At 62.4% G+C, this 22,905-nt stretch carries 18 protein-coding genes; 13 read left to right on the top strand and 5 right to left on the bottom strand.

Annotation, left to right across the window (positions count from 1 at the left end; genetic code table 11):
• Positions 1–26 precede the first annotated feature (26 nt).
• Positions 27–1,625, bottom strand: coding sequence for an isocitrate lyase (locus VR863_RS06195; protein WP_324827604.1), 1,599 nt, complete (start codon positions 1,623–1,625; stop codon positions 27–29).
• A 152-nt stretch (positions 1,626–1,777) separates the two neighbouring features.
• Here VR863_RS06195 and VR863_RS06190 point away from each other — a divergent pair, with 152 nt between their 5' ends.
• The 7 genes from VR863_RS06190 to VR863_RS06160 all read left to right on the top strand — a co-directional run bounded on the left by VR863_RS06190 (position 1,778) and on the right by VR863_RS06160 (position 11,342).
• Entirely contained in the window at positions 1,778–3,160 is a 1,383-nt protein-coding gene (locus tag VR863_RS06190) for a helix-turn-helix domain-containing protein (protein ID WP_324827603.1), read from the top strand.
• Between the two features lie 84 nt (positions 3,161–3,244).
• Positions 3,245–3,538 (top strand): hypothetical protein, encoded by a 294-nt coding sequence (locus VR863_RS06185; RefSeq protein ID WP_324827602.1) that lies wholly within the window; start codon positions 3,245–3,247, stop codon positions 3,536–3,538.
• A gap of 152 nt (positions 3,539–3,690) precedes the next feature.
• On the top strand, positions 3,691–5,076 hold the full coding sequence (locus VR863_RS06180; RefSeq protein WP_324827601.1) for a TIGR03013 family XrtA/PEP-CTERM system glycosyltransferase: 1,386 nt from the start codon (positions 3,691–3,693) through the stop codon (positions 5,074–5,076).
• On the top strand, positions 5,076–7,184 hold the full coding sequence (gene prsK / locus VR863_RS06175) for an XrtA/PEP-CTERM system histidine kinase PrsK (RefSeq protein WP_324827600.1): 2,109 nt from the start codon (positions 5,076–5,078) through the stop codon (positions 7,182–7,184). The genes VR863_RS06180 and prsK overlap by 1 nt, the downstream gene beginning before the upstream one ends.
• Complete coding sequence (gene prsR, locus VR863_RS06170; protein ID WP_324827599.1) at positions 7,184–8,551, top strand: PEP-CTERM-box response regulator transcription factor; 1,368 nt, start codon at positions 7,184–7,186, stop codon at positions 8,549–8,551. Before prsK ends, prsR begins: the two co-directional genes overlap by 1 nt.
• On the top strand, positions 8,535–10,301 hold the full coding sequence (locus VR863_RS06165; protein ID WP_324827598.1) for a tetratricopeptide repeat protein: 1,767 nt from the start codon (positions 8,535–8,537) through the stop codon (positions 10,299–10,301). The genes prsR and VR863_RS06165 overlap by 17 nt, the downstream gene beginning before the upstream one ends.
• A gap of 39 nt (positions 10,302–10,340) precedes the next feature.
• Positions 10,341–11,342, top strand: a complete 1,002-nt coding sequence (locus VR863_RS06160) for a bile acid:sodium symporter (RefSeq protein ID WP_324827597.1) — start codon at positions 10,341–10,343, stop codon at positions 11,340–11,342.
• Here VR863_RS06160 and VR863_RS06155 read toward each other — a convergent pair.
• Together VR863_RS06155 and panB are read right to left on the bottom strand one after the other, a co-directional pair.
• A complete protein-coding gene (locus VR863_RS06155; RefSeq protein ID WP_324827596.1) occupies positions 11,275–12,342 on the bottom strand; it encodes a DUF475 domain-containing protein in 1,068 nt (355 codons plus the stop codon). The genes VR863_RS06160 and VR863_RS06155 overlap by 68 nt on opposite strands.
• A 17-nt stretch (positions 12,343–12,359) precedes the next feature.
• The gene (panB, locus tag VR863_RS06150; RefSeq protein ID WP_324827595.1) at positions 12,360–13,232 is read right to left on the bottom strand and encodes a 3-methyl-2-oxobutanoate hydroxymethyltransferase; all 873 of its coding nucleotides are present in this window, start codon (positions 13,230–13,232) and stop codon (positions 12,360–12,362) included.
• Between the two features lie 130 nt (positions 13,233–13,362).
• On the opposite strand from panB, the gene VR863_RS06145 reads away from it, so the two are divergent.
• Both VR863_RS06145 and VR863_RS06140 read left to right on the top strand, forming a co-directional pair.
• Positions 13,363–14,790, top strand: a complete 1,428-nt coding sequence (locus tag VR863_RS06145) for a sodium-dependent transporter (RefSeq protein WP_324827594.1) — start codon at positions 13,363–13,365, stop codon at positions 14,788–14,790.
• 108 nt (positions 14,791–14,898) lie between these two features.
• On the top strand, positions 14,899–16,479 hold the full coding sequence (locus tag VR863_RS06140) for an amino acid permease (protein ID WP_324827593.1): 1,581 nt from the start codon (positions 14,899–14,901) through the stop codon (positions 16,477–16,479).
• A 74-nt stretch (positions 16,480–16,553) separates the two neighbouring features.
• Here the strand turns inward: VR863_RS06140 and VR863_RS06135 are convergent, their stop codons facing one another.
• A complete protein-coding gene (locus VR863_RS06135) occupies positions 16,554–17,039 on the bottom strand; it encodes a pyridoxamine 5'-phosphate oxidase family protein (RefSeq protein WP_324827592.1) in 486 nt (161 codons plus the stop codon).
• 149 nt (positions 17,040–17,188) lie between these two features.
• Here VR863_RS06135 and VR863_RS06130 point away from each other — a divergent pair, with 149 nt between their 5' ends.
• Together VR863_RS06130 and VR863_RS06125 are read left to right on the top strand one after the other, a co-directional pair.
• Positions 17,189–17,971 carry a hypothetical protein gene (locus VR863_RS06130; protein WP_324827591.1) on the top strand — a complete coding sequence of 261 codons (783 nt, stop codon included), beginning with the start codon at positions 17,189–17,191 and terminating at the stop codon, positions 17,969–17,971.
• Positions 17,968–19,539: a DUF6504 family protein gene (locus tag VR863_RS06125; protein WP_324827590.1), complete on the top strand. Its 1,572-nt coding sequence runs from the start codon at positions 17,968–17,970 to the stop codon at positions 19,537–19,539. The genes VR863_RS06130 and VR863_RS06125 overlap by 4 nt, the downstream gene beginning before the upstream one ends.
• Here the strand turns inward: VR863_RS06125 and VR863_RS06120 are convergent.
• Entirely contained in the window at positions 19,536–19,937 is a 402-nt protein-coding gene (locus VR863_RS06120) for a PilZ domain-containing protein (protein ID WP_324827589.1), read from the bottom strand. The two genes, VR863_RS06125 and VR863_RS06120, sit on opposite strands and share 4 nt — an antisense overlap.
• A 286-nt stretch (positions 19,938–20,223) precedes the next feature.
• Here VR863_RS06120 and VR863_RS06115 point away from each other — a divergent pair, with 286 nt between their 5' ends.
• Positions 20,224–21,468, top strand: coding sequence for a putative DNA modification/repair radical SAM protein (locus VR863_RS06115; protein ID WP_324827588.1), 1,245 nt, complete (start codon positions 20,224–20,226; stop codon positions 21,466–21,468).
• Positions 21,465–22,904, top strand: coding sequence for a UdgX family uracil-DNA binding protein (locus VR863_RS06110; protein ID WP_324827587.1), 1,440 nt, complete (start codon positions 21,465–21,467; stop codon positions 22,902–22,904). Before VR863_RS06115 ends, VR863_RS06110 begins: the two co-directional genes overlap by 4 nt.
• Position 22,905: the final 1 nt, after the last annotated feature.

Here is a 22,905-nt window from a genome sequence, read left to right as displayed (position 1 = left end):
GGGATCTGATGGTTCGGCGTTGCGGTTCAGGCAGCGGCGAACTGGTTCATGGTGTTGTCCTTGCCGCCGGCCTTCAGGGCCGCTTCACCAGCAAAGTATTCCTTGTGGTCGTCCCCGATATCGGAACCGGCCATGTTCTGGTGCTTCACACACGCGATGCCCTGGCGGATTTCCTCGCGCTGGACGTTCTTGACGTAACCAAGCATCGCCTGGTCCCCGAAATATTCGCGGGCAAGGTTGTCGGTGCTCAGCGCCGCCGTGTGATACGTCGGCAGCGTGATGAGGTGGTGGAAGATACCGGCCCGCTTCGCAGCATCCGACTGGAAGGTGCGGATACGTTCGTCGGCTTCGGCGGCCAGATCGGTGCCGTCGTAATCCACGCTCATCAGCTTCGCCCGATCATAGGCCGAAACGTCCTTGCCGGCCGCTTCCCAGGCATCATAAACCTGCTGGCGGAAATTCAGCGTCCAGTTGAAGCTGGGCGAGTTGTTGTAGACCAGCTTGGCGTTGGGGACGACTTCGCGGATCCGATCGACCATTCCTGCGATCTGGTCGACATGCGGCTTTTCGGTCTCGATCCACAGCAGGTCGGCGCCCGCCTGAAGCGACGTGATGCCGTCAAGCACACAGCGGTCTTCGCCGGTTCCGGCACGGAACTGGTAGAGATTGCTGGGCAGACGCTTGGGCGCCATCAACTTGCCGTCGCGGCTGATGAAAACCTGGCCGTTGGTGATGTTGGCCGGATCGACTTCTTCCGCGTCGAGGAAGGCGTTATACTGGTCGCCCAGATCGCCCGGCTCGCTCGAAAAGGCGATCTGTTTGGTCAGGCCGGCACCAAGGCTGTCGGTGCGCGCAACGATGATCCCATCCGGAACGCCCAGTTCGAGGAAGGCATAGCGGATCGCCCGGATCTTCTGGGCGAAGTCCTCGTGCGGAACCGTGACCTTGCCATCCTGGTGACCGCACTGCTTCTCATCCGAAACCTGGTTCTCGATCTGCAACGCGCAGGCGCCGGCTTCGATCATCTTCTTGGCAAGCAGGTAGGTTGCTTCGGCATTGCCGAAACCGGCGTCGATGTCCGCGATGATCGGAACGACATGGGTTTCGTGTTCGTCGATCGCCTTTTCCAGACGCTTCGCCTCCACTTCGTCGCCGCGCTCACGAGCGGCGTCGAGATCGCGGAACATGCCGCCCAGTTCGCGGGCGTCGGCCTGCTTGAGGAAGGTGTACAGTTCTTCGATCAGCGCAGGAACGCTGGTCTTTTCGTGCATCGACTGGTCGGGAAGGGGGCCAAAATCGCTGCGCAGCGCGGCAACCATCCAGCCCGACAGGTAAAGGTAACGGCGCTTGGTGCTGCCGAAATGCTTCTTGATCGAAATCATCTTCTGCTGCGCGATGAACCCGTGCCAAGTGCCCAGCGACTGGGTGTAGTTTGCCGGATCGCGATCATACGCTTCCATGTCTTCGCGCATGATGGTTGCCGTGTAACGGGCAATGTCGAGTCCCGTGCGGAAACGGTTCTGGACGACCATGCGCGCAGCGCTTTCGGCGTCGATTGCGCCCCACGGCGCACCGTTTGCGGTGATGGTTTCGTTCAGTTCCTTGATCCGGGCCTGGTAGGTCACGGGTTTGCTCCTTGTCATGGTCTGGCGTGATCGCCTTGAGAGGAAGATGGAGCGACAAGGGGGTGAAAGACAGGAATATTTACAAAGTTTCTTGTCTGTAAGGCAGGAATTGCGCTATCGAGCGTGTAAAGATGTAAAGAAAGTGACACTACATGGCCGATGAAGCGCTGTTTGCCGGGCCTGCCATTCGCCGCCTTCGCAAGCGTGAGGGGTTGACCCAGGCAAGCACGGCTGCCCGGCTCGGCATATCACCAAGCTATCTCAATCTGATCGAACGCAACCAGCGCCCGGTGAGCGCGCGCGTGGTCATGCAGATGGTGGAACAGTTCGACTTCGACCCGCGCGGCTTGCGCGAGGACGAGGCGATCGGGGGCATCGAAGGGCTCACGCGCCGGTTTGCCGATGAACGCTTCAGCGATTTGGGTGTCGACCGTGAAGAGCTGCAGGAATTTCTCGCTTCGGCACCGCAGGCGGCAGCGGCTTTCGCGCGGCTTTATGACAATGCCCTTCCCGCGGCGGCTTCGACGGACGATCCGCTTGCCGCATCGCGGCGCGAGATCGAACGATGGCGCAACCATTTCGCAGATCTCGATCACGCAGCCGAGGAACTCGCCGATGAGATCCGCCTGTCGCGTAGCGACATCGGTGTTGCCTTGACCGAACGCCTGCGCGAACGGCACCAGCTATCGGTGCGCGTCCTGCCCCGTGAGGTCTTGCCTGACACTTTGCGGCGGCTCGACCTGCATGCGCGCCAGGTCCAGCTTTCCGAAATGCTCAGCCCCGCTTCCCGCAATTTCCAGTTGGCCCTGCAAATAGCTCAACTGGAACAGCGGACAGCAATCGAGGCGCAGGCAAATGGCGCACGGTTCGCCGATGATGCGGCCCGGTCCCTGTTCGCGCGCCACCTGACCGGATATTTCGCGGCGGCCCTGATCATGCCTTACGGGCGTTTCCTTCGGGCTTGCGAGGCCACCGGATATGACTTGCCCGTGCTCGAACGGCGATTTGGGGTGAGCTTCGAACAATTGGCCCACCGTTTGACGACGCTTCAACGCGTCGGGCAGCGGGGCCTTCCCTTCTTCATGGTTCGACTGGACCGCGCAGGACAGTTTTCCAAGACGTTCATGGGCGCCAGCACCGCACGGTTCGTCAATTCCGATGTCAGTTGCCCCTTGTGGCACGCACACAGGGCCTTCGAGCGGGCCGGTGAATTGCAGGTGCAATTCGTCGCGCTGGACAACGCGGGCGAACGTGAGGGGGGCTGGCTTACTCTTTCGCGGACGGTGGAAGGCAGCGGAGCGCCAGGCGAGGCGCAATTTGCCGTCTCCATTGGGGTCGAAGGCGTGCTTGCGGGTCAACTCGCCCAGGCACGGGGCGTTTCGCTGCGGTCGGAACATGCCCAGCCGATCGGACCGGGGTGTGCACGTTGCCACCGGGCGCGTTGCAGCCAGCGTTCGCTGCCACCACTTGGCCGAAAACTTGCCTTTGATGCCGTTGGGCGGGGCCTGACCCCATTCGAGTTTTCCGGCGATTAACCATCAATCTGCGGGTGGCGCGGAACTGGGGCGGTATCTTTGGCGTTCTGGCGGACAATAGTATCATTCGCAGGGAGCGAAGCCATGACCGAAGAACGCATCACAGAAACCACCACGCCGTCGGGCGACACGCACACCACCCACACCATCGTATCCGATGGGGACACACGATCGAGCGGCACGAATTGGGGCCTGATCCTGATCGTCCTGCTCATTGCTGCGGTTGGCGTCTTCTTCATCACCCAGATGAGCGGTGCGGAAGTGGCCAAGGACAATGCCGTTGCAGAAGCGGCCGGTCAGGTCGGCGAGGCCGCTGGCCAGGTCGGCGAAGCGGCTCAGGATGCCGGCGCCGCCATGGAAGACGCTGTGACGCAGTAACGCGTTAATCCGGGTATATTTCGGAAAGGGGCGGCGGACGCGGGTCTGCCGCCCCTTTTTTGTCGCGCTTTTTGATGTGTAAAATTTACCGACGGTTCACTCCCGCCTGCTAGTAAAGCATTCCGACACCAACGATTTGCGAGCCGGACAGGATGATCCGCCTTTTCAAGCACTACATTCCCTACAATGTGGTGCTGCTGTGCCTAGTGGACTTTGCCTTGCTCGTGGTTGCGGGCGAGGCCGCGTGGCGCATTCGTGTCGGGCAGATCGGAACCGACATCGGTTCGCTGGCTGACCGGTCGCTGGGCCTCGGTGGTTTCGCGCTTTTGGTATGGTTGGCGATGATCGCCGTCGGGACCTACGGACCGGAAGCCTTGCGCTCGATCCGGTTCGCGATTGCCCGCCTGCTCGTCGCGGTCAGCCTTGGCGTGCTGGGCATCGCATTCATCAATCTCGTGCTGCCCGGCTCCGCGTTCTGGCGATCCGTCCTGCTTTACGCGATGGTCATCGCTCTTGTTGCTTTGATCGGCAACCGCATCCTCGCCACTCGCATGCTCGGCATCGAAGCGTTTCGGCGCAGCATCCTGGTGCTAGGCGCCGGTCCGCGTGCAGAACGCCTGCAACGCATTTCCGCCCGCCGGGAGAGCGGTTTTTCCACCGTTGCCTTTGTCGATATGGGTGACTGCGAAGCCACGGTCAAAGGTGCGGTGCCGCGCGATTCCATTCCCGACCTTGGACGCTTTGTCGAGAACGCCGGTGCAAGCGAAGTCGTCCTTGCCTTGCAGGAACGCCGTAATTCACTGCCGCTCCAGGATCTGTTGCGGGTCAAAACGAAGGGCGTGAACGTCAACGATTACTCAAGTTTTCTTGAGCGTGAGACCGGCCGTGTCGACCTCGACACTCTCAACCCGAGCTGGCTGATCTTCTCGGATGGATTTTCGGCCGGCCGCCGCCTTTCGAGCGTTGCCAAGCGGGCCTTCGATATAGTCGTGAGCCTGTTGATCCTGGTGATCGGCCTGCCCCTGATCGCGATCTTTGCGGTGTTGGTGAAGCTCGAAACCAGGGGCCCCGCGTTCTTCAGGCAGACGCGGATCGGGCTGTACGGCGTGCCGTTCGATCTCTTCAAACTTCGTTCGATGCGGACCGATGCCGAAGCATCAGGCGCCAGGTGGGCGGAGCAGGACGATCCGCGGATCACTCGCGTGGGGCGCATCATCCGCACCGTCCGCATCGACGAACTCCCGCAGGTCTGGAGCGTTTTGAAAGGCGAAATGAGCTTTGTCGGCCCGCGACCCGAAGTGCCGACATTCGTCACCGACCTCGACCGGGAATTGCCGTATTATGCCGAACGGCATGTGGTGAAACCCGGCATCACCGGTTGGGCGCAGATCAATTATCCCTATGGAGCCAGCATCGAGGATTCACGCCACAAGCTGGAATACGATCTGTATTACGCCAAGAATTACACGCCCTTTCTCGATCTTCTGATCCTGCTGCAGACCGCGCGGGTGATCCTTTGGCCCGAGGGTGCCCGTTGATGGAAAGCGCCGGCACCTTCTCCTATATTGCCTACACCGTTGGCGCGATCACCTGTGCCATTGCAGCCGCATGGATTGCGAGCCGCGGGGATGAGACGCGCTCTGACCGGATGCCCGCGATCGTCGCGCTCGCGCTCACGGCAAACTGGTGTTTTGCCGCCGCCAGTTTCGAGCCGGGGCGAACTATTGTCGAACTGACGGAAATTGCCCGCAATCTGGCGTGGCTGTTCGTCATGCTGCGCCACTTCGCAAACGACGGGCGCGACGAATCGCTGCGCATCGTGCGCCCGGCGCTTCTTGCGCTCGCCAGCGTCGAGGCGCTGCACTTTGCGTTGCTTCTCGTCGCAAACCGATATGCGGTAACGCCCGAAATCACCCAGCTCACATCCGAAACGGCAACGCTGTTCAGGGTCATGGTGGCGATCGGCGCGCTGGTGCTGCTCCACAATCTGTATGTCGGCGCGGCTGCGGCATCGCGTCGGTTGCTGCGCTGGAATGCAGCGGCGCTCGCCGGGATGTGGGCGTTCGACCTGAACTACTACACCGTGTCCTACATCCTCGGCGCCGCACCGACCGAACTGGTCGCTCTGCGCGGCCTGGCCGCCGGTATCGTTGCTATCCCGTTCGCGCTCGGCTTTGCCAAATCGGCGTCCGGATTGGAGTTTCGCCCTTCTCGGGTGGTCACCTTCCGGTTCTTGTCGCTGCTCGTGATCGGTGCCTACCTGTTGATCATGATCGCTCTGGCGCGTTCGCTCGACATGCTGACGGGTGATCTCGCTCGGCTTGCGCAGGTCGGGCTGGTCATTGCAGCCGGCGCTCTCGCGCTGATCTGGCTTCCCTCGGAAAAATTGCGGGGCTGGCTGCGGGTTACCGCGATCAAGCATCTTTTCAAGCATCGCTATGATTATCGCAGCGAATGGATCCGGTTCACCCACACGGTCGGGCGCACGGGCTTTGACGAATCGAGCCTGCAGGAACGTGCGATCAAGGCGCTTGCCGACATCACCGACAGCCCGGCCGGATTCCTGCTCATGCCGGACGAAGATGGCGCACTGGAACTCGCCGCGACCTGGCGTTGGGGAAGCATGGAGGTTCCGGCACCTGCCGCTCCGGTTGCGCTTGCCGCCATTCTCGAGCGCGAGGAACTGATCATCGATTTCGGCGAAGTGCGTGCGGGCATGGATCATTACGGCGAGGTCGAGCTTGTTCCGGCATGGCTGCGCGACGATCCGCGTGCCTGGGCTGCGGTGCCCTTGCTGCATTTCGACCGGTTGGTCGGTCTTGCCATCCTTGCGCGACCGGTCCTCGAACGAAAGCTGGATTGGGAGGATTTCGACCTCTTGACCGTCGTCGGGCGCCAGCTGGCCAGTTATCTGGCGGAAGAATCCGGCCAGGCCGCTTTGCTTGAAGCGGGCCGGTTCGACGAATTCAATCGCCGGATGGCCTTTGTCATGCACGACATAAAGAACCTGTCGAGCCAGATATCGCTGCTGCTTCGCAACGCGGAAAAGCACGCCGAGAAACCGGAATTCCGCAAGGATATGCTGGTCACGCTCAGGAACAGCGCGGACAAGCTCAACACGCTGCTGGCGCGGCTTGCGCGCTATGGCACCAAGGATAGCGCGAGCGTGCGGCCATTCGATCTGTCGCTGGTTGCGCGGTCGGTCGCCGATCGGTTCGGACGGATGCACCCGGTCGCGTTGATGCGGGCGGAACCCGCGATCGTCACCGGCGATCCCGAAGGTTTCGAACAGGCGCTGGTCCATCTTGTCCAGAACGCCATCGACGCCAGCGATCCGAACAGTTCGGTGATGCTTGAAGTGTATTCCAACGGAGTATCCGGCAAGCTTCAGGTCATCGACAACGGCAAGGGAATGAGCCCGCAATTCCTGCGCAATGGCCTGTTCAAGCCCTTCGTATCCTCGAAGGAGGGAGGCTTCGGCATCGGCGCCTTCGAAGCGCGCGAAATGATCCGTGCGATGGGTGGACGGCTCGACGTGGAATCGCGCGAGGGATTGGGAACGCGCTTCACTGTTACAGTGCCACTTGAAGCTGCGGGCAAGCTTATCGGGCGCACCACGCACAGCAGCAAATACGAGGACGCATGATGGCCGGCGACAAACCAAAGCTGTTGATCGTCGAGGATGACGAAGGTCTGCAGGCGCAGCTCAAATGGGCTTACGACGATTTCGACGTCGTTATTGCGGGAACCCGCGAAGCAGCCCTGGCCGCAGTGCGTCTGGATGAACCTGCGGTTGTAACGCTTGATCTCGGCCTTCCGCCAGATCCGGACGGGACCAGCGAAGGTTTCGCCGTGCTTGAAGCGATCATGGCGATGAAGCCCGATACCAAGGTGGTCGTCGCATCGGGCCACGGGGCGCGTGAAAGCGCGTTACGGGCGATCGAACACGGCGCCTACGATTTCTACCAGAAGCCGGTCGATATCGACACGCTTGGCCTGATCGTTGAGCGGGCATACCGCCTCCACCAGATCGAAGCGGAAAATCGCCGACTGAGCGAAAAGGTCGGGGAGGATCGCAAGGTCCTCGGCTCGATGGTCACATCCGCCCCGGAAATGGCGAAAGTGGCCCGCACGATCGAACGCGTCGCGCCAACCAATGTGTCGGTCATGTTGCTCGGAGCCAGTGGAACGGGCAAGGAATTGCTCGCCAAGGGCCTTCACGAAGCCAGCGATCGCTCGGCGGGGGCCTTCATTGCCATAAACTGTGCCGCGATCCCCGAAAACCTGCTCGAAAGCGAGTTGTTCGGGCACGAAAAAGGTGCCTTCACCGGTGCGGTGAAGATGACCGAAGGCAAGGTCGAACTGGCCCACGGGGGTACGCTGTTCCTCGATGAGGTAGGCGACATTCCGCTGCCGCTTCAGGTGAAGCTCCTCCGCTTCCTCCAGGAACGAACGATCGAACGGATCGGCGGCCGCAAGCCGATCGAGGTCGACACGCGCATCGTGTGCGCCACCCATCAGGACCTTGAAGCGATGATCGGCCAGGGCACCTTCCGTGAAGATCTCTATTACCGTCTGGCCGAAATCGTTGTGAAAGTGCCGACACTGGCCGAAAGGCCCGGTGACGCGGTGCTTCTGGCGAAGCATTTCCTGACCCGCTTTGCCGCCGAGATGAATCCGCAGGTGAAAGGTTTTGCACCCGATGCGCTTGCCGCGATCGACGGGTGGAGTTGGCCGGGCAATGTCCGCGAGCTCGAAAACCGTATCAAGCGCGCGGTCATCATGGCCGATGGCAAGCTGGTGGGGGCGGGCGATCTCGACCTTGAAGGCACTGGCGGGGACGATGCGCATCTTGCCCTGAACCTGAAGACTGCCCGCGAACAGGCCGACCGTCGGATGATCCGACAGGCGCTGGCGCGCAGCGAGGGTAATATCTCGAACACCGCCAAACTGCTGGGGATCAGTCGCCCGACGTTATACGATTTGCTGAAGCAGTATGATCTCCAGACATGACTTCCGCTATTTTCTAAGGCCGATGGCGCTGTGCGCGTTATTGGTCGTGGCCGCGTGTGCCCAGCCTTCGGCGACGCCTGTATCCGTCGAAAGTGCGCGCAGCGCGCTGGCGGCGGGCAACGCTGCCGATGCACGGGTGGTGCTGGAACGCCTCTTGGTAGAGGGCGGCGACAGGTCGCACCTGGCGGCGCTGCTTGGGGAAGCCGCGCTTGCCTCGGGCGATGAGGACGCAGCCGCACAATGGCTGGTCGATGCCGAGTTCTCGCCGGACACGCGGGCTCTCGGGTTTCGGATGCTGGGGCGGCTTGAGACGCTACGGGGCAATCTTCGGGCAGCCGGGAAGGCGTTCGACGTATCCCATTCCGAAAATCCCGAAAGCGCGGATCTTTGGGTAGATATCGGCCGCCTTCGCTATCTTGGTGGGGAGCATTTCCAGGCCATCGATGCTGCCGACAGGGCAATGGCGCTTGATCCCGCGTCCGCTGCTGCGCTGCAATTTCGTGGTCAGTTGGTGCGCGATTACCAAGGTACAGAAGCCGGTGCGGCGTGGTTTGCGCGCGCGGTTGAGGAAAACCCTTCCAACACCGACCTGCGCTTGGAATACGCCGCCACACTAGCCGATGGCGGCCGCGCGCGGGAGTCGCTCGACGCTCTACGCGCGGCAGGGGGGCGTGCACGAACCACATCGCGCGGGCACTATATTCGCGCCGTGATCGCGGCGCGGGGCCGTAATTTCGCGTTGTCACGCGAGCTTCTTCAGCGGTCCGGCCTCGTACGTGAGGATGTTCCCTCGGCGCTCCTGCTTTCGGCGGTTATCGACCTGGAAGAAGGCAATTTTGCCAGTGCAGCCCAGACGCTGGACCGGCTGCATACCCGCCAGCCGGACAATGCACGCGTGGTGGATCTGTTTGCCCTGGCGCTTTCGCGCAGTGGCAGCGAACGTGAACTGATCCAGCGATTTGACCTGCGCGCACGCGACGCGACCGGGTCCGCCTATCTGCGCACGCTGGTCGGGCGGGCGCACGAAACGCTGGGCAATCGCGCGGAAGCGGCGAGCTTGCTCGACCTGGCCGCAGCGGCGCGAAGCACGCTTGCCGTGTTGCCCGGCACAACACCATCGGATGCGCTGTCCACCAGAACCGGGGAAAGGGATCTGCAAGCACGCGATATCGTGCGGTATGCCATTGGCCGCGGCAGGATCGGCTTGGCCTATCTGCAGGCAAGCGCTTTCGCCACCCGCAATCCGGGGTCTGCCGATGCGTGGTCACTTCTTGGGGATGCCGAGTACGCCCGGGGCAATAAGATGGCCGCCCGGGCCGCGTATTTCAGATCGGCACGCGTGCGCCAGCCATGGCCACTCACCCTGCGGATTGCGAGCACTCAGAATGATCCCGTCGCGGCGCAGGAATTGCTGGAAAGCTACGTCCGCGGTCATCCCGCCAACGGGCAGGCTGCCGCTATGCTGGCAGATGCTTACGCGGCGCAGGGCCGATGGTCCGATGCGGCCAACCTGCTGGATCATGCGATGCGATCGGGAATGGCACGCGTGCCGTGGGTGCTCGCCTCGCGGAGTGTGGCGGCGGGAAAGCTGGGCGATGCGGACGCGGCGCTCGAATATGCCCTGGCAGCCCATGAATTGCAGCCGATGAACCCGCCGGCGATTGCGGCGCTCATCGCGGCGTTGCCGGACGAAGAACGGCCGGCCCGCGCCGAATTGTCGGCCAAGCTGGCTTCGCTGCCGGGCACCTAGACGCTCGACAAATCGGGGCCTGCGGGGCAGGGCCGCCCGATGGCGCTCAGGACTGTCCTTTCCGATCCCATGCTGAGGATGCTTGCCGGTGCAACCGTCCTAGCAGCCATTCTTCCCGCATCGGGCGAAGCGCGCGTAGCCGCGCAAGCCGTCGCCAACGCGGCGATTTTCGTGCTGTTCCTTCTCAACGGCTTGCGGATTGCCCGCCGCGAAATTGCCGCGGGGATCGCCAACTGGCGTTTCCTCCTTCCGCTCGTGATGTGGGTGTTCGGTTTCATGGCGCTGGCGGGTTGGGGGCTGTCGGTGCTTGGTGGCGGGTGGATGCCGCCGATCATCGCGCTGGGTTTCCTGTACCTCGGAACCCTTCCTTCGACTGTCCAGTCGGCAACGTCCTACACTTCACTTGCGGGAGGAACTGTCGCGCTTTCCGTGGTTAGCGCGGCGCTTCTGAACATTCTTGGTGTGCTGGTCAGCGTGCCGATATTCCTCGCCCTGGGTGGCAGCGGCGAGGGGGCTGTCGGAGGAGAAGCGATCGTGAAGATCATCGCGATCTTGATCCTGCCCTTCGCCCTCGGCCAGTTATTCCAGACGCGGGCAGCTGCATTCACCCTGCGGCACAAGCACCGAATCGTATGGATCGACCGTTTCGTAATCGCCATTGCCGTCTATGTCGCGTTTTCCGGCGCGGTCGAGCAAGGGATATGGAACCGCGTGGATGGCGCGAGCTGGGCCATGCTTCTGGCGTCCGTCACCCTGTTCCTCGCCATCGGTCACGGGGGCGCGTGGCTAGCAGGCGGCGCACTTGGCCTGTTGCGCGAAGACCGGATCGCATTCCTGTTTGCCGGTGCCCAGAAAAGCGCGGCCGTCGGAGCGCCGCTCGCCACGATCCTGTTCCCCCCGGCAGTTTCTGGGTTCGTGGTGGTGCCGCTGCTGCTTTACCACCTGCTGCAACTGGTTCTTGCTGCCCCGCTGGCTACGCGGTTGGCGCATCATCGCCGTTCGGGTGGCGACGATTGTAGTGCACCGACCACCCCAGGCTGAGACCGATAAGGATCGCCCCGATCAATCCCGTGATCGTCTCGGGAATATGGAATCGGGCTGACAGCAGCATGATCGCGCCAAGGACGATGATCGCCCAGAAGGCGCCGTGTTCAAGGAACCGGTATGCCGCGAGCGTGCCCTTGCGCACGAGGTGGATCGTCATGGATCGCACGAACATCGCACCGATCGAAAGGCCCAGCGCGATCACGATCATGTTGTTGGACAGGGCAAACGCGCCGATCACGCCGTCAAAGCTGAAGCTTGCGTCAAGGACGTTCAGATAAAGGAACCCGCCGAGGCCGGTCCGGGCCACCGCGCCGTGGAGCTTGTGGGCCTCTTCCTTCAGTTCGAGGATGGCGTTGATGCCCTCGACCGCGATGAAGGTCACGAGGCCAAGGATGCCCGCGATCAGGAAAGTGAGCGCTTCGCCCGGTTCCAGCATGGTGGAGATGCCCCACAGCGCGAGAAGGAGAAGAGCGATTTCTGCCGCCGGAAGAGCCGCGAACTTGCTGAGCTTGCGTTCGATGACGTCGATCCAGTGAATGTCCTTGTCCAGATCGAAGAAGAATTTCAGACCGACCATCGCGAGGAAGGCGCCACCGAACCCGGCAATGCCGACATGCGCGGACGATACGATCCGTTCGTATTCGTCGGGCCGGTTGAGCGAGAGATTGATTGTCTCGATCGGCCCCAGTCCCGCTGCAATGGCCACGATTGCGAGTGGGAAGACCACGCGCATACCAAAGACCGCAAAGGCGATCCCCCATGTCAGGAACCGGCGCTGCCAGACTTCGTCCATTTCCTTCAGCACCGATGCGTTGACCACGGCGTTGTCGAAGCTGAGTGAGATTTCGAGCACCGACAGGACCACCACGATCCAGAGCAGGGCAAGCGTGCCGGAAACGGTGCCCGTGCTCGACCATCCGTACCAGGCCGCCAGGCCAAGGCAGAACGCGGTGAAGACAAGCGAGAATCCGTAAAAGCGCCAGAGAGTGGCCATCTGTTTCGGTCTTTCGATCAGCTCTTGGGCTGGTAGGTCTGTGGTTCACCGGGGAATGCGCGGCTTCGCACCTCCTCGGCGTATTGGGCTACCGTTTTGCCGATGACTTCGGCGATATTCTCGTACTGCTTCACGAACCGTGGCACGCGGTCGAACATGCCGAGCATGTCTTCGGTTACTAACACCTGTCCGTCGCACTGGGCCGATGCGCCGATACCGATCGTCGGGCAGGACACGGCCCGCGTCGCCGCGATCGCGATGGGTTCGACCACGCCTTCGATAACGATGGCAAAGGCGCCGGCTTCGTCCAGCGACTTTGCATCGCCGACGATCTTGTCCGCTTCGCTGTCGCTGCGTCCGCGCGCCATATAGCCGCCCAGCACGTTGACCGCCTGCGGCGTCAGACCGACATGGCCCATCACAGGAATGCCGCGCTGGTTCAGGAAAGCCACCGTTTCGGCCATTTGGGCACCGCCCTCGAGCTTTACCGCCGCAGCACCCGATTGCTTGAGCAGAAAGGCTGCGTTTTCGAACGCCTGCTCTTTCGAAGCTTCGTATGATCCGAACGGCATGTCGACCACGACAACGGCGTGATAGCTTCCGCGCACGACGGCGGCGGCATGGTTGGCCATCATGTCAAGCGTGACCGGAATGGTCGATGGCAGGCCATAGATAACCTGTCCCAGCGAATCCCCAACGAGCAGCAGATCGCAATGCGCGTCGAGCAGTTGCGCCTGCCGTGCGGTGTAGGCGGTGAGCATTACCAGCGGTTCGCCGGATTGCCCGTCCGTCTTGTGGGCGCGAATCTTGGGTACCGTCAGCCGCTTCATCGGCTGCGGCGTGGGATTGGCGCGGCTCGTGCTCGTATCGAGCTGGAAGGTCGTCGACATTTTCAAGCCTCTAGCAAGGACAAGGGACAAGGCAAAGCGGCGCTTGGATTCAAAAGTGAAACCGTGTTTAAGGGCTGCGAACGAAAATTGCGCGGTTGGGGAATGCATCGCGCGGGAGAGGGACGAAACCATGGTCGCTACCACCACCACTACCGGCGAAGGCTGGTCTTCGCGGACGGCTTTCATCCTTGCTGCGGTCGGCGCGGCTGTCGGGCTCGGCAATATCTGGCGATTCCCGACACTTGCGGGTGAAAGCGGGGGTGGGGCTTTCGTAATCGTCTACATTGCCTGCGTTTTCCTGCTCGGTTTGCCACTGGTGCTGGCGGAAATTTTCATCGGCAAGGTCGGCCAGAGCGATGCGGTCGGGTCGATCCGGCGGGTAGCCGCGAAATCCAACGCGTCGTCTTCTTGGTCGCTGTTCGGGTTGGTCGGGGTGATGGCTGCGTTCCCGATCCTGTCCTTCTATTCGGTCGTCGCGGGGTGGGTGCTCTATTATTCCGGCGTCCTCGGCGCCGACTTTTTCCAGGCAATCATGTCGGGCGATCCTTTCCGCGGCGCCCTTGCGGGTGAGAGCCGCGAAGCGATTCAGGGCCGGATGGGCAATCTGTTCGCCGACCCCGGCCTTCTGCTGACGATGCACTTTCTCTTCATGGGGGCGACCTTGTTCATCGTGGCACGCGGTGTCCATGCAGGCATCGAGAAAGCGGCTACCTATCTGATGCCGGCGTTCTTCGTCCTGCTCATCGGGCTGGTGATCTACGGGATGATCGAAGGCGACGTGGCGCAGGCGATGGCATTCCTGTTCACCCCGGATTTTAGCAAGCTTACCCCGCAGGTAATCAACACCGCGCTGGGCCAGGCCCTGTTCTCGCTGTCGCTGGGGGTTGCCGGCCTGATCACCTACGGCTCCTACATCAAGGAAAGCAGCGGCCTCGGGGCGACGTCCGCGATGATTGCAATTGCCGATACCGGGGTTGCGCTGCTGGCAGGCCTGATGATCTTCCCCATCGTGTTCGCGGTCGGCCTTGATCCGGCAGCGGGGCCGACGCTGGTTTTCCAGACCCTGCCATTTGCTTTCCAGACGATGCCGGGCGGTGCCCTGATCGGATTTCTCTTTTTCGTGCTGATCCTGGTCGCTGCGGTGACCAGTTCGATTTCCCTGCTGGAGGTTCCGACGGCATGGGGCATCGGTGAACGGGGATGGTCACGGCCCAAGTCGGCGCTCATCTTCGGTGGGGCGGCCTTCCTGGTCGGCATCCTGTGCCTGCTCGGTTACAATGTCTGGTCGGATGTCCGCCCACTTGGCTTCTGGCCGTTGTTCGCGGACACGGACATTCTCGACACGATAGACGGGTTCACGGGCAAGGTGATGTTGCCGCTGGTGGCCATGCTGACGTCGATCTTCGTCGGCTGGAAAGCGGACCGTACGTTGCTGGCGACGGAAACCGGACTTTCTCCTGCCGTTCTGAAGATCTGGCGCTTCCTGATTGCATGGGTTTGCCCCCTTGCGGTAGGCGCGATCCTGGTGACCGGGCTGTTTCCTTCGTTGCTTGACTGAGCCTGCGTTTTTCCACTTTCTCGGGCTAAAATTCGGGCGTAGATAACGCGCTTCTGGTTGGCGGAGCGGGACTGTCCCGTGGCGGGCCGGGGGAGGCCACTGCGCCATATGATCCTTGATCGGGTGAAGCCGCTGGACGCCATCTTGGCGACAGCGCAGAAGAAGTCTTTGCATCGTTCGCTTGGTTGGTTGCAGTTGACCCTGTTGGGGATCGGCTGTGTCATCGGCACGGGCATTTTCGTACTCACGGCTGTCGGCGCGCAAAAGGCCGGACCGGGTCTGATGGTGGCTTTCGCCATCGCGGGCGCGGTCTGTATCGTGGCCGCACTTTGCTACGCCGAAATTGCCGCGATGATCCCGGTGGCGGGCAGCGCCTACACCTACAGCTACGCGACCATCGGCGAATTTTTCGCCTGGACCGTGGGCTGGGCGCTGATCATGGAATACGCGATTGCCGCCAGCGCGGTTTCAGTGGGCTGGTCAGGCTATTTCTCGGGCACGGTGCTTGGGGGGCTGGGCATCGATCTGCCAACCTACCTGAGCGCCGGGCCGCTGGCGCTCGGCGGTGTGGAAGGGGGGCTTATCAACCTTCCGGCCTTGCTGATCGCCTTGCTCGTGACCGGGCTGCTGGTCATCGGGACCAGCGAAAGCGCGAAAGTGAACGCTGTCCTCGTCGCCATCAAGGTGACTGCGCTTACGGCGTTCGTGATCATCACCCTTGGCAGCAGCGATTTCGATCCCGGCAACTTCAACCCGTTCCTGCCTGCGGGCGTGTTCGGCGGTTGGGGCACGGGTGTCGGTGCGGTCGGTGCAGCGGCGACCATGTTCTTCGCGTATGTCGGCTTTGACGCTGTTTCGACCGCTGCGGAAGAAACCAAGGATCCGCAGCGCAACGTACCCATCGGGCTGGTCGGATCGCTGCTGTTCTGCACGGTATTCTACATCCTGGTGGCGGCCGGGGCGATCGGCACCGTGGGCGGTCAGCCGATCATGGATGCGATGGGCCTGCCACTCGAAGCGGGTTCGGCTGAACTCGCGCGGCAATGCGCGCTGCCCCAGTATGCCGAAGCGCTGGTGTGTTCGAACGAACCGCTGGCCCATGTGCTCAAGGTGCTGGGTTTCTCGGGTTTCGGTAACGCAATCGGCCTGGCGGCCTTCGTCGCCCTGCCATCGGTCATCCTTGTGCTGATCTTTGGCCAGACGCGCATTTTCTTCGTGATGAGCCGAGACGGCCTGCTTCCCGAAAAGCTCAGCCAGGTTCATCCCCGTTTTCGCACGCCGCACATCGTGACGATCATCACGGGATTGGCTGTCGCTATCGGCGCGGCATTTTTCCCGGTCGGCCAGCTGGCTGACATCTCCAACGCAGGGACGCTTTACGCCTTCCTGATGGTGGCGATTGCGGTGATGGTGCTGCGTGTGAAGGACCCGGGGCGCAAGCGTCACTTCAGGGTGCCGTTCGTCTGGCTGGTGGCGCCGCTGACGATTGTCGGCTGCGTTCTGCTGTTCTTCAATCTTCCGACGGCGGCCATGCTGTTCCTGCCGGGATGGGGCGCGTTGGGTATCCTGATCTACTTTGGCTACAGCCGCAGCCGCAGCCATCTGGGGCGCGGCATTGTCGAAGTGGTGGATGACGTTGCTGGCGAAGAAACGATGGTACCGATCCATCCGTCAGACCCGCAGGGCTGACCTGCGGCCGATAAAATGAAAGGGCCGCTCCCGGTTGGGGGCGGCCCTTTTTATACGTGTGCGGCGTATGTGTTTTAGAGGTCGACCGATTCCACGTGGCGTTTTTCCGCCTCGTCATGGACCGTCATTCCCAGCGCCATCTTGGCCGTGTTCAGCAATCCCAGATCGCCGCCCCAGATTTCGGCATGGCCCAGGTCCATACGCAGGAACAGAAGGTCAGGATCGTCTTTGCCGCCGTCGTACCAGGCTTCGACAAAGTTGTTCCACAGGTCGTCGAAACGCTCCTTGCTGGTTTCGACCGACAGGGTGCCGTCGAAGCGGGCAAACAGATCATGACCCTTGTTGGCAAAGCTCGCCTTCACCTTGCCCAGTTTGGCGAATGCGCTGTTCGTCTGGGTGAAGAACCAGACTGAACTGTTGGCGTCCTTGTCGAGCTGGGCGGTCATCGGCACCGAAGTGTCCGATTGGCCATCGAGTTCGAGAAACAGGAAGGGCGAGTCGGCCATCGCGTGCCAGAATTTTTCTTTGAGCGCTTCGGCGTTTCCGTCGGAATATTTCATGGGGTGAGTGCCTTTCAATTTGTAGTTAACTGACAAATGCTTGGGCCGGGCCGGATGTTCCGCTGGCTGCGCCGGGGCGGGGCCGGGGACGGATGAATTGCGAATCGCCGGAATATGGAACATAGAAGGAACAAACGAGTCTTGTTCCCATGCCCCATGCCGATCCCTCCCTCCTGCCGATTGCGGCCCTTGAAGATGTTGCCACGCTTTCTGCGCGGCGCAGCGCGCGCTGGCATCCGGGGCTTGCGGCGCAAGCAGGGCCCGCGCTGCACAGTGAAATTTTCGCATCCTCTCGCGAAGGATCGGGCGCAGCAGTGGCGCTGGCGCTGGCGCTGGATGATTGGCGCAACACGCCGCGCGGTGACGGGCAGGATGCGGAAGACCGGCGGGCCGTGCTGTGGGTGCAGACCCGCGATGCGGTGCGGCTTTGCGGGCGGCCGTGCCGTGCCGGCCTGCCCGAGGACATGCAGGCGCGTGTCATTCACGTGCTGGCCGAAAAGGCAGAGGACGCGTTGTTCGCGCTGGAAGAAGGCGTGCGCTGCCGCGAATTCGCCTTCGTCATGGGCGAAATTGCGGGCAACCCCCGGGCGCTGGATTTCACCGCCTCGCGGCGTCTGACACTGGCAGCGGACAGGCACGGCGTGCCGCTGTTCCTGGTCCGCATCGATGCCCGCCATGACCTGTCTTCAGCCCGGATGCGCTGGGAAATTGCCGCGGCCCCATCGTCTGCGCGGCGCTGGAATCCGCAGGCACCGGGTGATCCCGTCTGGCGTGCGGAACTGTTCCGCGCCCGCGGACATGCGCCCGGCACATGGATACTGACCGAAGATCAGGGGCGGCTTGCCGCGTCGACGGCCCGCGAAGAAGCGGACCGTGTGGTGGCGAACTGGACGGCGGGGCTGCAGCATCGGTACGCGCCCCGGCGGGCATGACCAACAACGAAGGGCCGGCGGGGCCAGGTGGCCGCCGTATCCTTGCAATCTGGCTGCCTGATTACGCGATAGACCGTTGGCGGCTTGAAATGGGCGCGGCGGGCAGGGCGCTTGACGCTGGGCCGCTGGTCCTGATTGCCGATACCGCCCATGGTCCCCGTATCGAGGCGGTAAATCGCGCAGGCACGGCGGCGGGCGCACGGCGCGGGATGATGCTTGCCGATGCGCGTACGCTGTGCCCCGACATTGCCACTGCCCCTTCGGATCCGGCAGGCGATCTGGGTTTTCTGGAAAAGCTGGCGATCTGGGCACAACGCTGGGGCCCATGGGCTGCGCTGGACCCGCCCGACGGCCTGCTGGTCGATATCACGAGCGTACCGCACCTGTTCGGCGGCGAGGCAAAATTGCTGGCCGATGTCCGTACGGCTTTTGCCGCCCGCCAACTGGCCATACGCACCGCCATCGCGCCCACGGCAGGGGCGGCCTGGGCTTTGGCGCATTACGGACCGGAAGGGGCGATCGTCACCGGCGATGTCGAGCGGGCGCTGGGCGGGTTGCCCGTTGCGGCGCTGCGGTTGGACGACGACGTGGTAATCGTGTTGCGCCATCTGGGGCTCAAGCGGCTCGGCGAGATATCCACTATCGGCCGCGATGCGATCCAGCGCCGGTTCCGCAACCGCAAATCGCCGGCCGCCAACCCGCTGATCCGCATGGACCAGTTGCTGGGGCGTGTGCCGGAACCGCTGTTGCCGGTGGTCCCGCAGGCCATGCCGCTTGTCCAGCGCCGCCTGATGGAACCGATCCGCCATCGCCAGCTGCTCGACCAGGTGGTGGGCGATCTGGCCCGGGACATGGCGCGTGACCTGGAAGGCAGGGGCAAGGGCGCCAGGCGGCTTGAACTGGGCATGTGGCGCGTGGATGGGGAAGTGGTGATACGCCGCCTCGAACTGGCCGCCGCCACACGCGATCCGGCGCATATCTGCCGGCTGTTTTCCGCCCGCCTCGATGATATCGATGCCGGCTTCGGGATCGAGATGCTCCGCCTTCGTGCCAGCTGGGCCGAACCGCTCGCGCTGGAACAGAATGATATCGAGGCGGCGGCCGAAAACCACGGCACCAGCCTTGCCGCCTGTATCGATCGCCTGACGGTCCGGCTTGGGCCGGATGCTGTCAGCCGGCCGGTTCCTTTCGCCAGCCATATTCCCGAACGGGCGCAGCGCTGGCAACAGCCGCTTGCCCCTGAACCCGCTTCACAAGGGGAATTGGCTTTCCATTCCAGGCCATTGAAAATTCTCGATAAGGCTGAAAAGATCGCGGTGCTTTATGCCACGCCCGATGGCTATCCCCAACGCTTCCGCTGGCGGGGCCGGGTGCATGAAGTTGCCCGTGTCGAAGGGCCGGAACGCATCGCGCCGGAATGGTGGCGCGAACGGGGCAGCGCCCGCCTGCGCGATTACTACCGGATCGAGGATGGCAGTGGCCGGCGTTACTGGATTTATCGCCTGGGTATCATAGGTGACGGGCGCGGCGGGGCGCCGGACTGGTATTTGCAGGGGCTGTGCGCCTAGTCTGCCGAGGGTATCAACGCCGCCCGCCGCGAACGCTTCTGACCAAGCGGGATGTTGCCGAAATTGGCGACTGGCCCCGATTGCACATCGACGTATTCGACGGTGTGTTCGACCACGCTCAGCGGGATCGGCCTTTCGAACACCAATCCGCAGCTGTGGCCCTTCACCCATACGGCCTTGCAGAAATGCTCCTGGTCGGCCCACACCAGCAAGACCGATGCCCCCTCTACGGGTGACACTTGGGATTCAAACCGCGCCCCGGCTTCGGAAAGGTCGCTCAACCGGCCTGGGCGATCGCCCCCGGGCATCCTGAGCGTTGCCGGGCAATCCACCGCGTAACGCCGGACCGAGCGGCGTTCGGCGTGGCTTGCGACTGCGTTGCTATGAAGAAAAGCCACCCTTGTTCCCCCGTTACCGGATCAGTGCCGCAAGAACGGTTAAGACCCGTCTGACGAGCAAGGTGACCAGCTTTTAACCATTGGGGCCCGCTAGCCATGCGGCCGCGCGCCGCACCGGCGGTATGGCCGCCCTGATCGCGCGCTCGGAAGGGACGGAAAGCGACCTGCTATTTCCTGGCCTGAGAGAGGTGAGCGTTCCCTCTTTCACTGCATTGATTTCATGCAGCCCTCGAAAAACACACCTTTTGATATTGGTGAATTCGGGAAAGGAACATATAAGGAACAAATGACATCGCACACCATCCTTCAAAAGCTGGGAATCCTTGCCGATGCGGCAAAATACGATGCTTCGTGCGCCTCTTCCGGGACGGCTAAACGCAATTCGGTAGGCGGCAAGGGCCTGGGTTCGACGGAGGGGATGGGGATATGCCATGCCTACGCACCCGACGGGCGTTGTATCTCCCTGCTCAAGATACTGCTGACCAACCACTGCGTGTTCGACTGCCATTACTGCGTCAACCGCAAGAGCTCGAACGTGGCGCGGGCGCGCTTTACGCCGCAGGAGGTGGTCGACCTCACGCTCAATTTCTATCGTCGCAATTATATCGAGGGATTGTTCCTGTCCTCGGGCATCGTGAAAAACTCGAACCACACGATGGAACAATTGGTCGAAGTCGCGCGCATCCTTCGGGAAGAAAACGATTTTCGGGGCTATATCCACCTCAAGACCATCCCCGAAGCGGATGCCGAGATTGTCCATCAGGCGGGGCTTTATGCCGACCGCGTTTCCATCAATGTCGAACTGCCCACCGACGCCGGGTTGACCCGTCTCGCGCCGGACAAGGATGCGCGCCAGATCGAAGGCGCCATGGGCAAGGTGAAGGCCGATCTGGTCGAAGCGAAGGATGCGCGAAAGCGTTTCCGTCACGCGCCGCGCTTTGCCCCGGCCGGGCAGTCAACACAGATGATCGTTGGCGCGGACGCGGCGACCGATGCCGATATCGTGGGCAAGGCGAGCCGGTTGTATGACAATTTCCGCCTGCGCCGGGTCTATTACAGCGCGTTTTCGCCCATTCCCGATGCCAGCGCCGTGCTGCCGCTCAAGCGTCCGCCGCTCATCCGCGAGCACCGCTTGTACCAGTCCGACTGGCTGATGCGCTTCTATGGTTACAAACCGGCCGAGGTGATGCAGGCGACCGAAGCGGACGGCAACCTGCCGCTCGATATCGATCCCAAGCTGGCCTGGGCGCTCAAGTTCCGCGAACACTTCCCGCTCGATGTGAACCGCGCCACGAAGGAACAATTGCTGCGTGTGCCCGGCCTTGGCGTGAAGGCCGTCGGCAAGATACTGGCCAGCCGTCGCCATCGCACGCTGCGGCTTGACGATGTGGCCAGGCTGACCCTGTCGATCACCAAGGTGCGCCCCTTCATCTGCACGGTGGACTGGCGCCCCGTGATGCTGACCGATCGCGCCGATCTTCGCACCTTGCTCGCGCCCAGGACCGAGCAGCTGGAGCTGTTCGGGTCATGACCGCGCTCCAGCATGTGAAGCTCGGCGCTTATTACGTGGCGCACTTGCCCGAACCGGACGATTTCGATTTCTGGCGCGAACGTGCGCGGGCGCTGGTTCAATGCGAAGTGCCCCCCGATCGTGTCGCCTGGGTGGAGCCGGGTGGCAGCGGTGACCTGTTCGCGCATGGAGAGCGGCGTATGCCTGTGCCGCCAGCCGATGCGCGCCCCGTCCGGGCCAACTGGCGTTTCGTCAGCCTTGCGAAGAACGCCATCCTGCATTCGGATAGCGAACGCTTTGCGCTGCTCTATCGCCTTTTGTGGCGCTTGCAGGCCAATCCGCGAATGATGGAGGACAAGGCCGATCCCGATGTGCGCCGGGTGGAAGAACTGGCCAGGAACGTGCGCCGCGACAGTCACAAGATGCACGCTTTCGTGCGCTTCCGCCTGGTCGAGAGCGAGGACGAGGAAGTCGGCGACCATTATGTCGCCTGGTTCGAGCCCGAACATCACATCCTGCGTGCGAACGCCGGCTTTTTCATGCGCCGCTTCGCCAATATGCGCTGGTCCATCCTGACCCCTGGCGGGTGCTTGCACTGGGATGGGGAAACCATGTCCGAAGGCCCCCCGGCGCAGGTTTCCGATGCACCGCACGGCGATCCGATGGAGGATCTGTGGCGCACTTATTACGCGTCGATATTCAATCCCGCGCGATTGAAGGTCGGCGCCATGCTGAAGGAAATGCCCAGGAAATACTGGAAAAACATGCCCGAAGCCGCGCTTATCCCGGGCCTGATTGCGGGCGCGCAGGGGCGCGAGGCGACGATGGTCGAGGAAGGTTCGCTCGAGTTCGAGGATCGACCCGATACGCTGGACGGCATCGACAGGGCTATCCACGCCTGCCGCAAATGCCCGATCGGCGCGCTCGATAACCATGCGGTAATGGGGGAAGGTCCGCAGGACGCAGCCCTGATGATCGTGGGCGAACAGCCGGGCGACCAGGAAGATCTGGCCGGACGCCCGTTTGTCGGGCCTGCCGGCCAGCTGCTCGACGTGCATCTGGAAAATGCCGGGATCGAGCGCCGGCGCGCCTATGTCACCAATACGGTGAAGCATTTCAAATATGTGCAACGCGGCAAGCGGCGGTTGCACCAGAACCCGCAGGCGAGGGAAATCGACACCTGCCGCTGGTGGATCGAAGCCGAGCGCGCGATCGTGAAGCCGAAGCTGGTTCTGGCCATGGGCGCCAGTGCCGCACGCGGTATTCTGGGCCGGACGGTGAGCATTTCCAAGGTCCGCGGCAGCCCGATTCCGCTGGACGACGGAAGCGAGCTGTGGGTCACCGCGCATCCGTCCTATCTCTTGCGACTTGATGGGGCTGCACGCGAACAGCAAGCGCGGCTGTTCGACGCCGACCTTGCTGTGGTGAGGGAACGGCTGAGGGAACTGGCGGCGTGAA

It is taken from the genome of Qipengyuania zhejiangensis, assembly GCF_035607565.1.
In the GTDB taxonomy this organism is placed as follows: domain Bacteria; phylum Pseudomonadota; class Alphaproteobacteria; order Sphingomonadales; family Sphingomonadaceae; genus Qipengyuania; species Qipengyuania zhejiangensis.
Note: the sequence above shows the minus strand (reverse complement) of the source record. Positions and strands in the feature narration are given on the sequence as shown.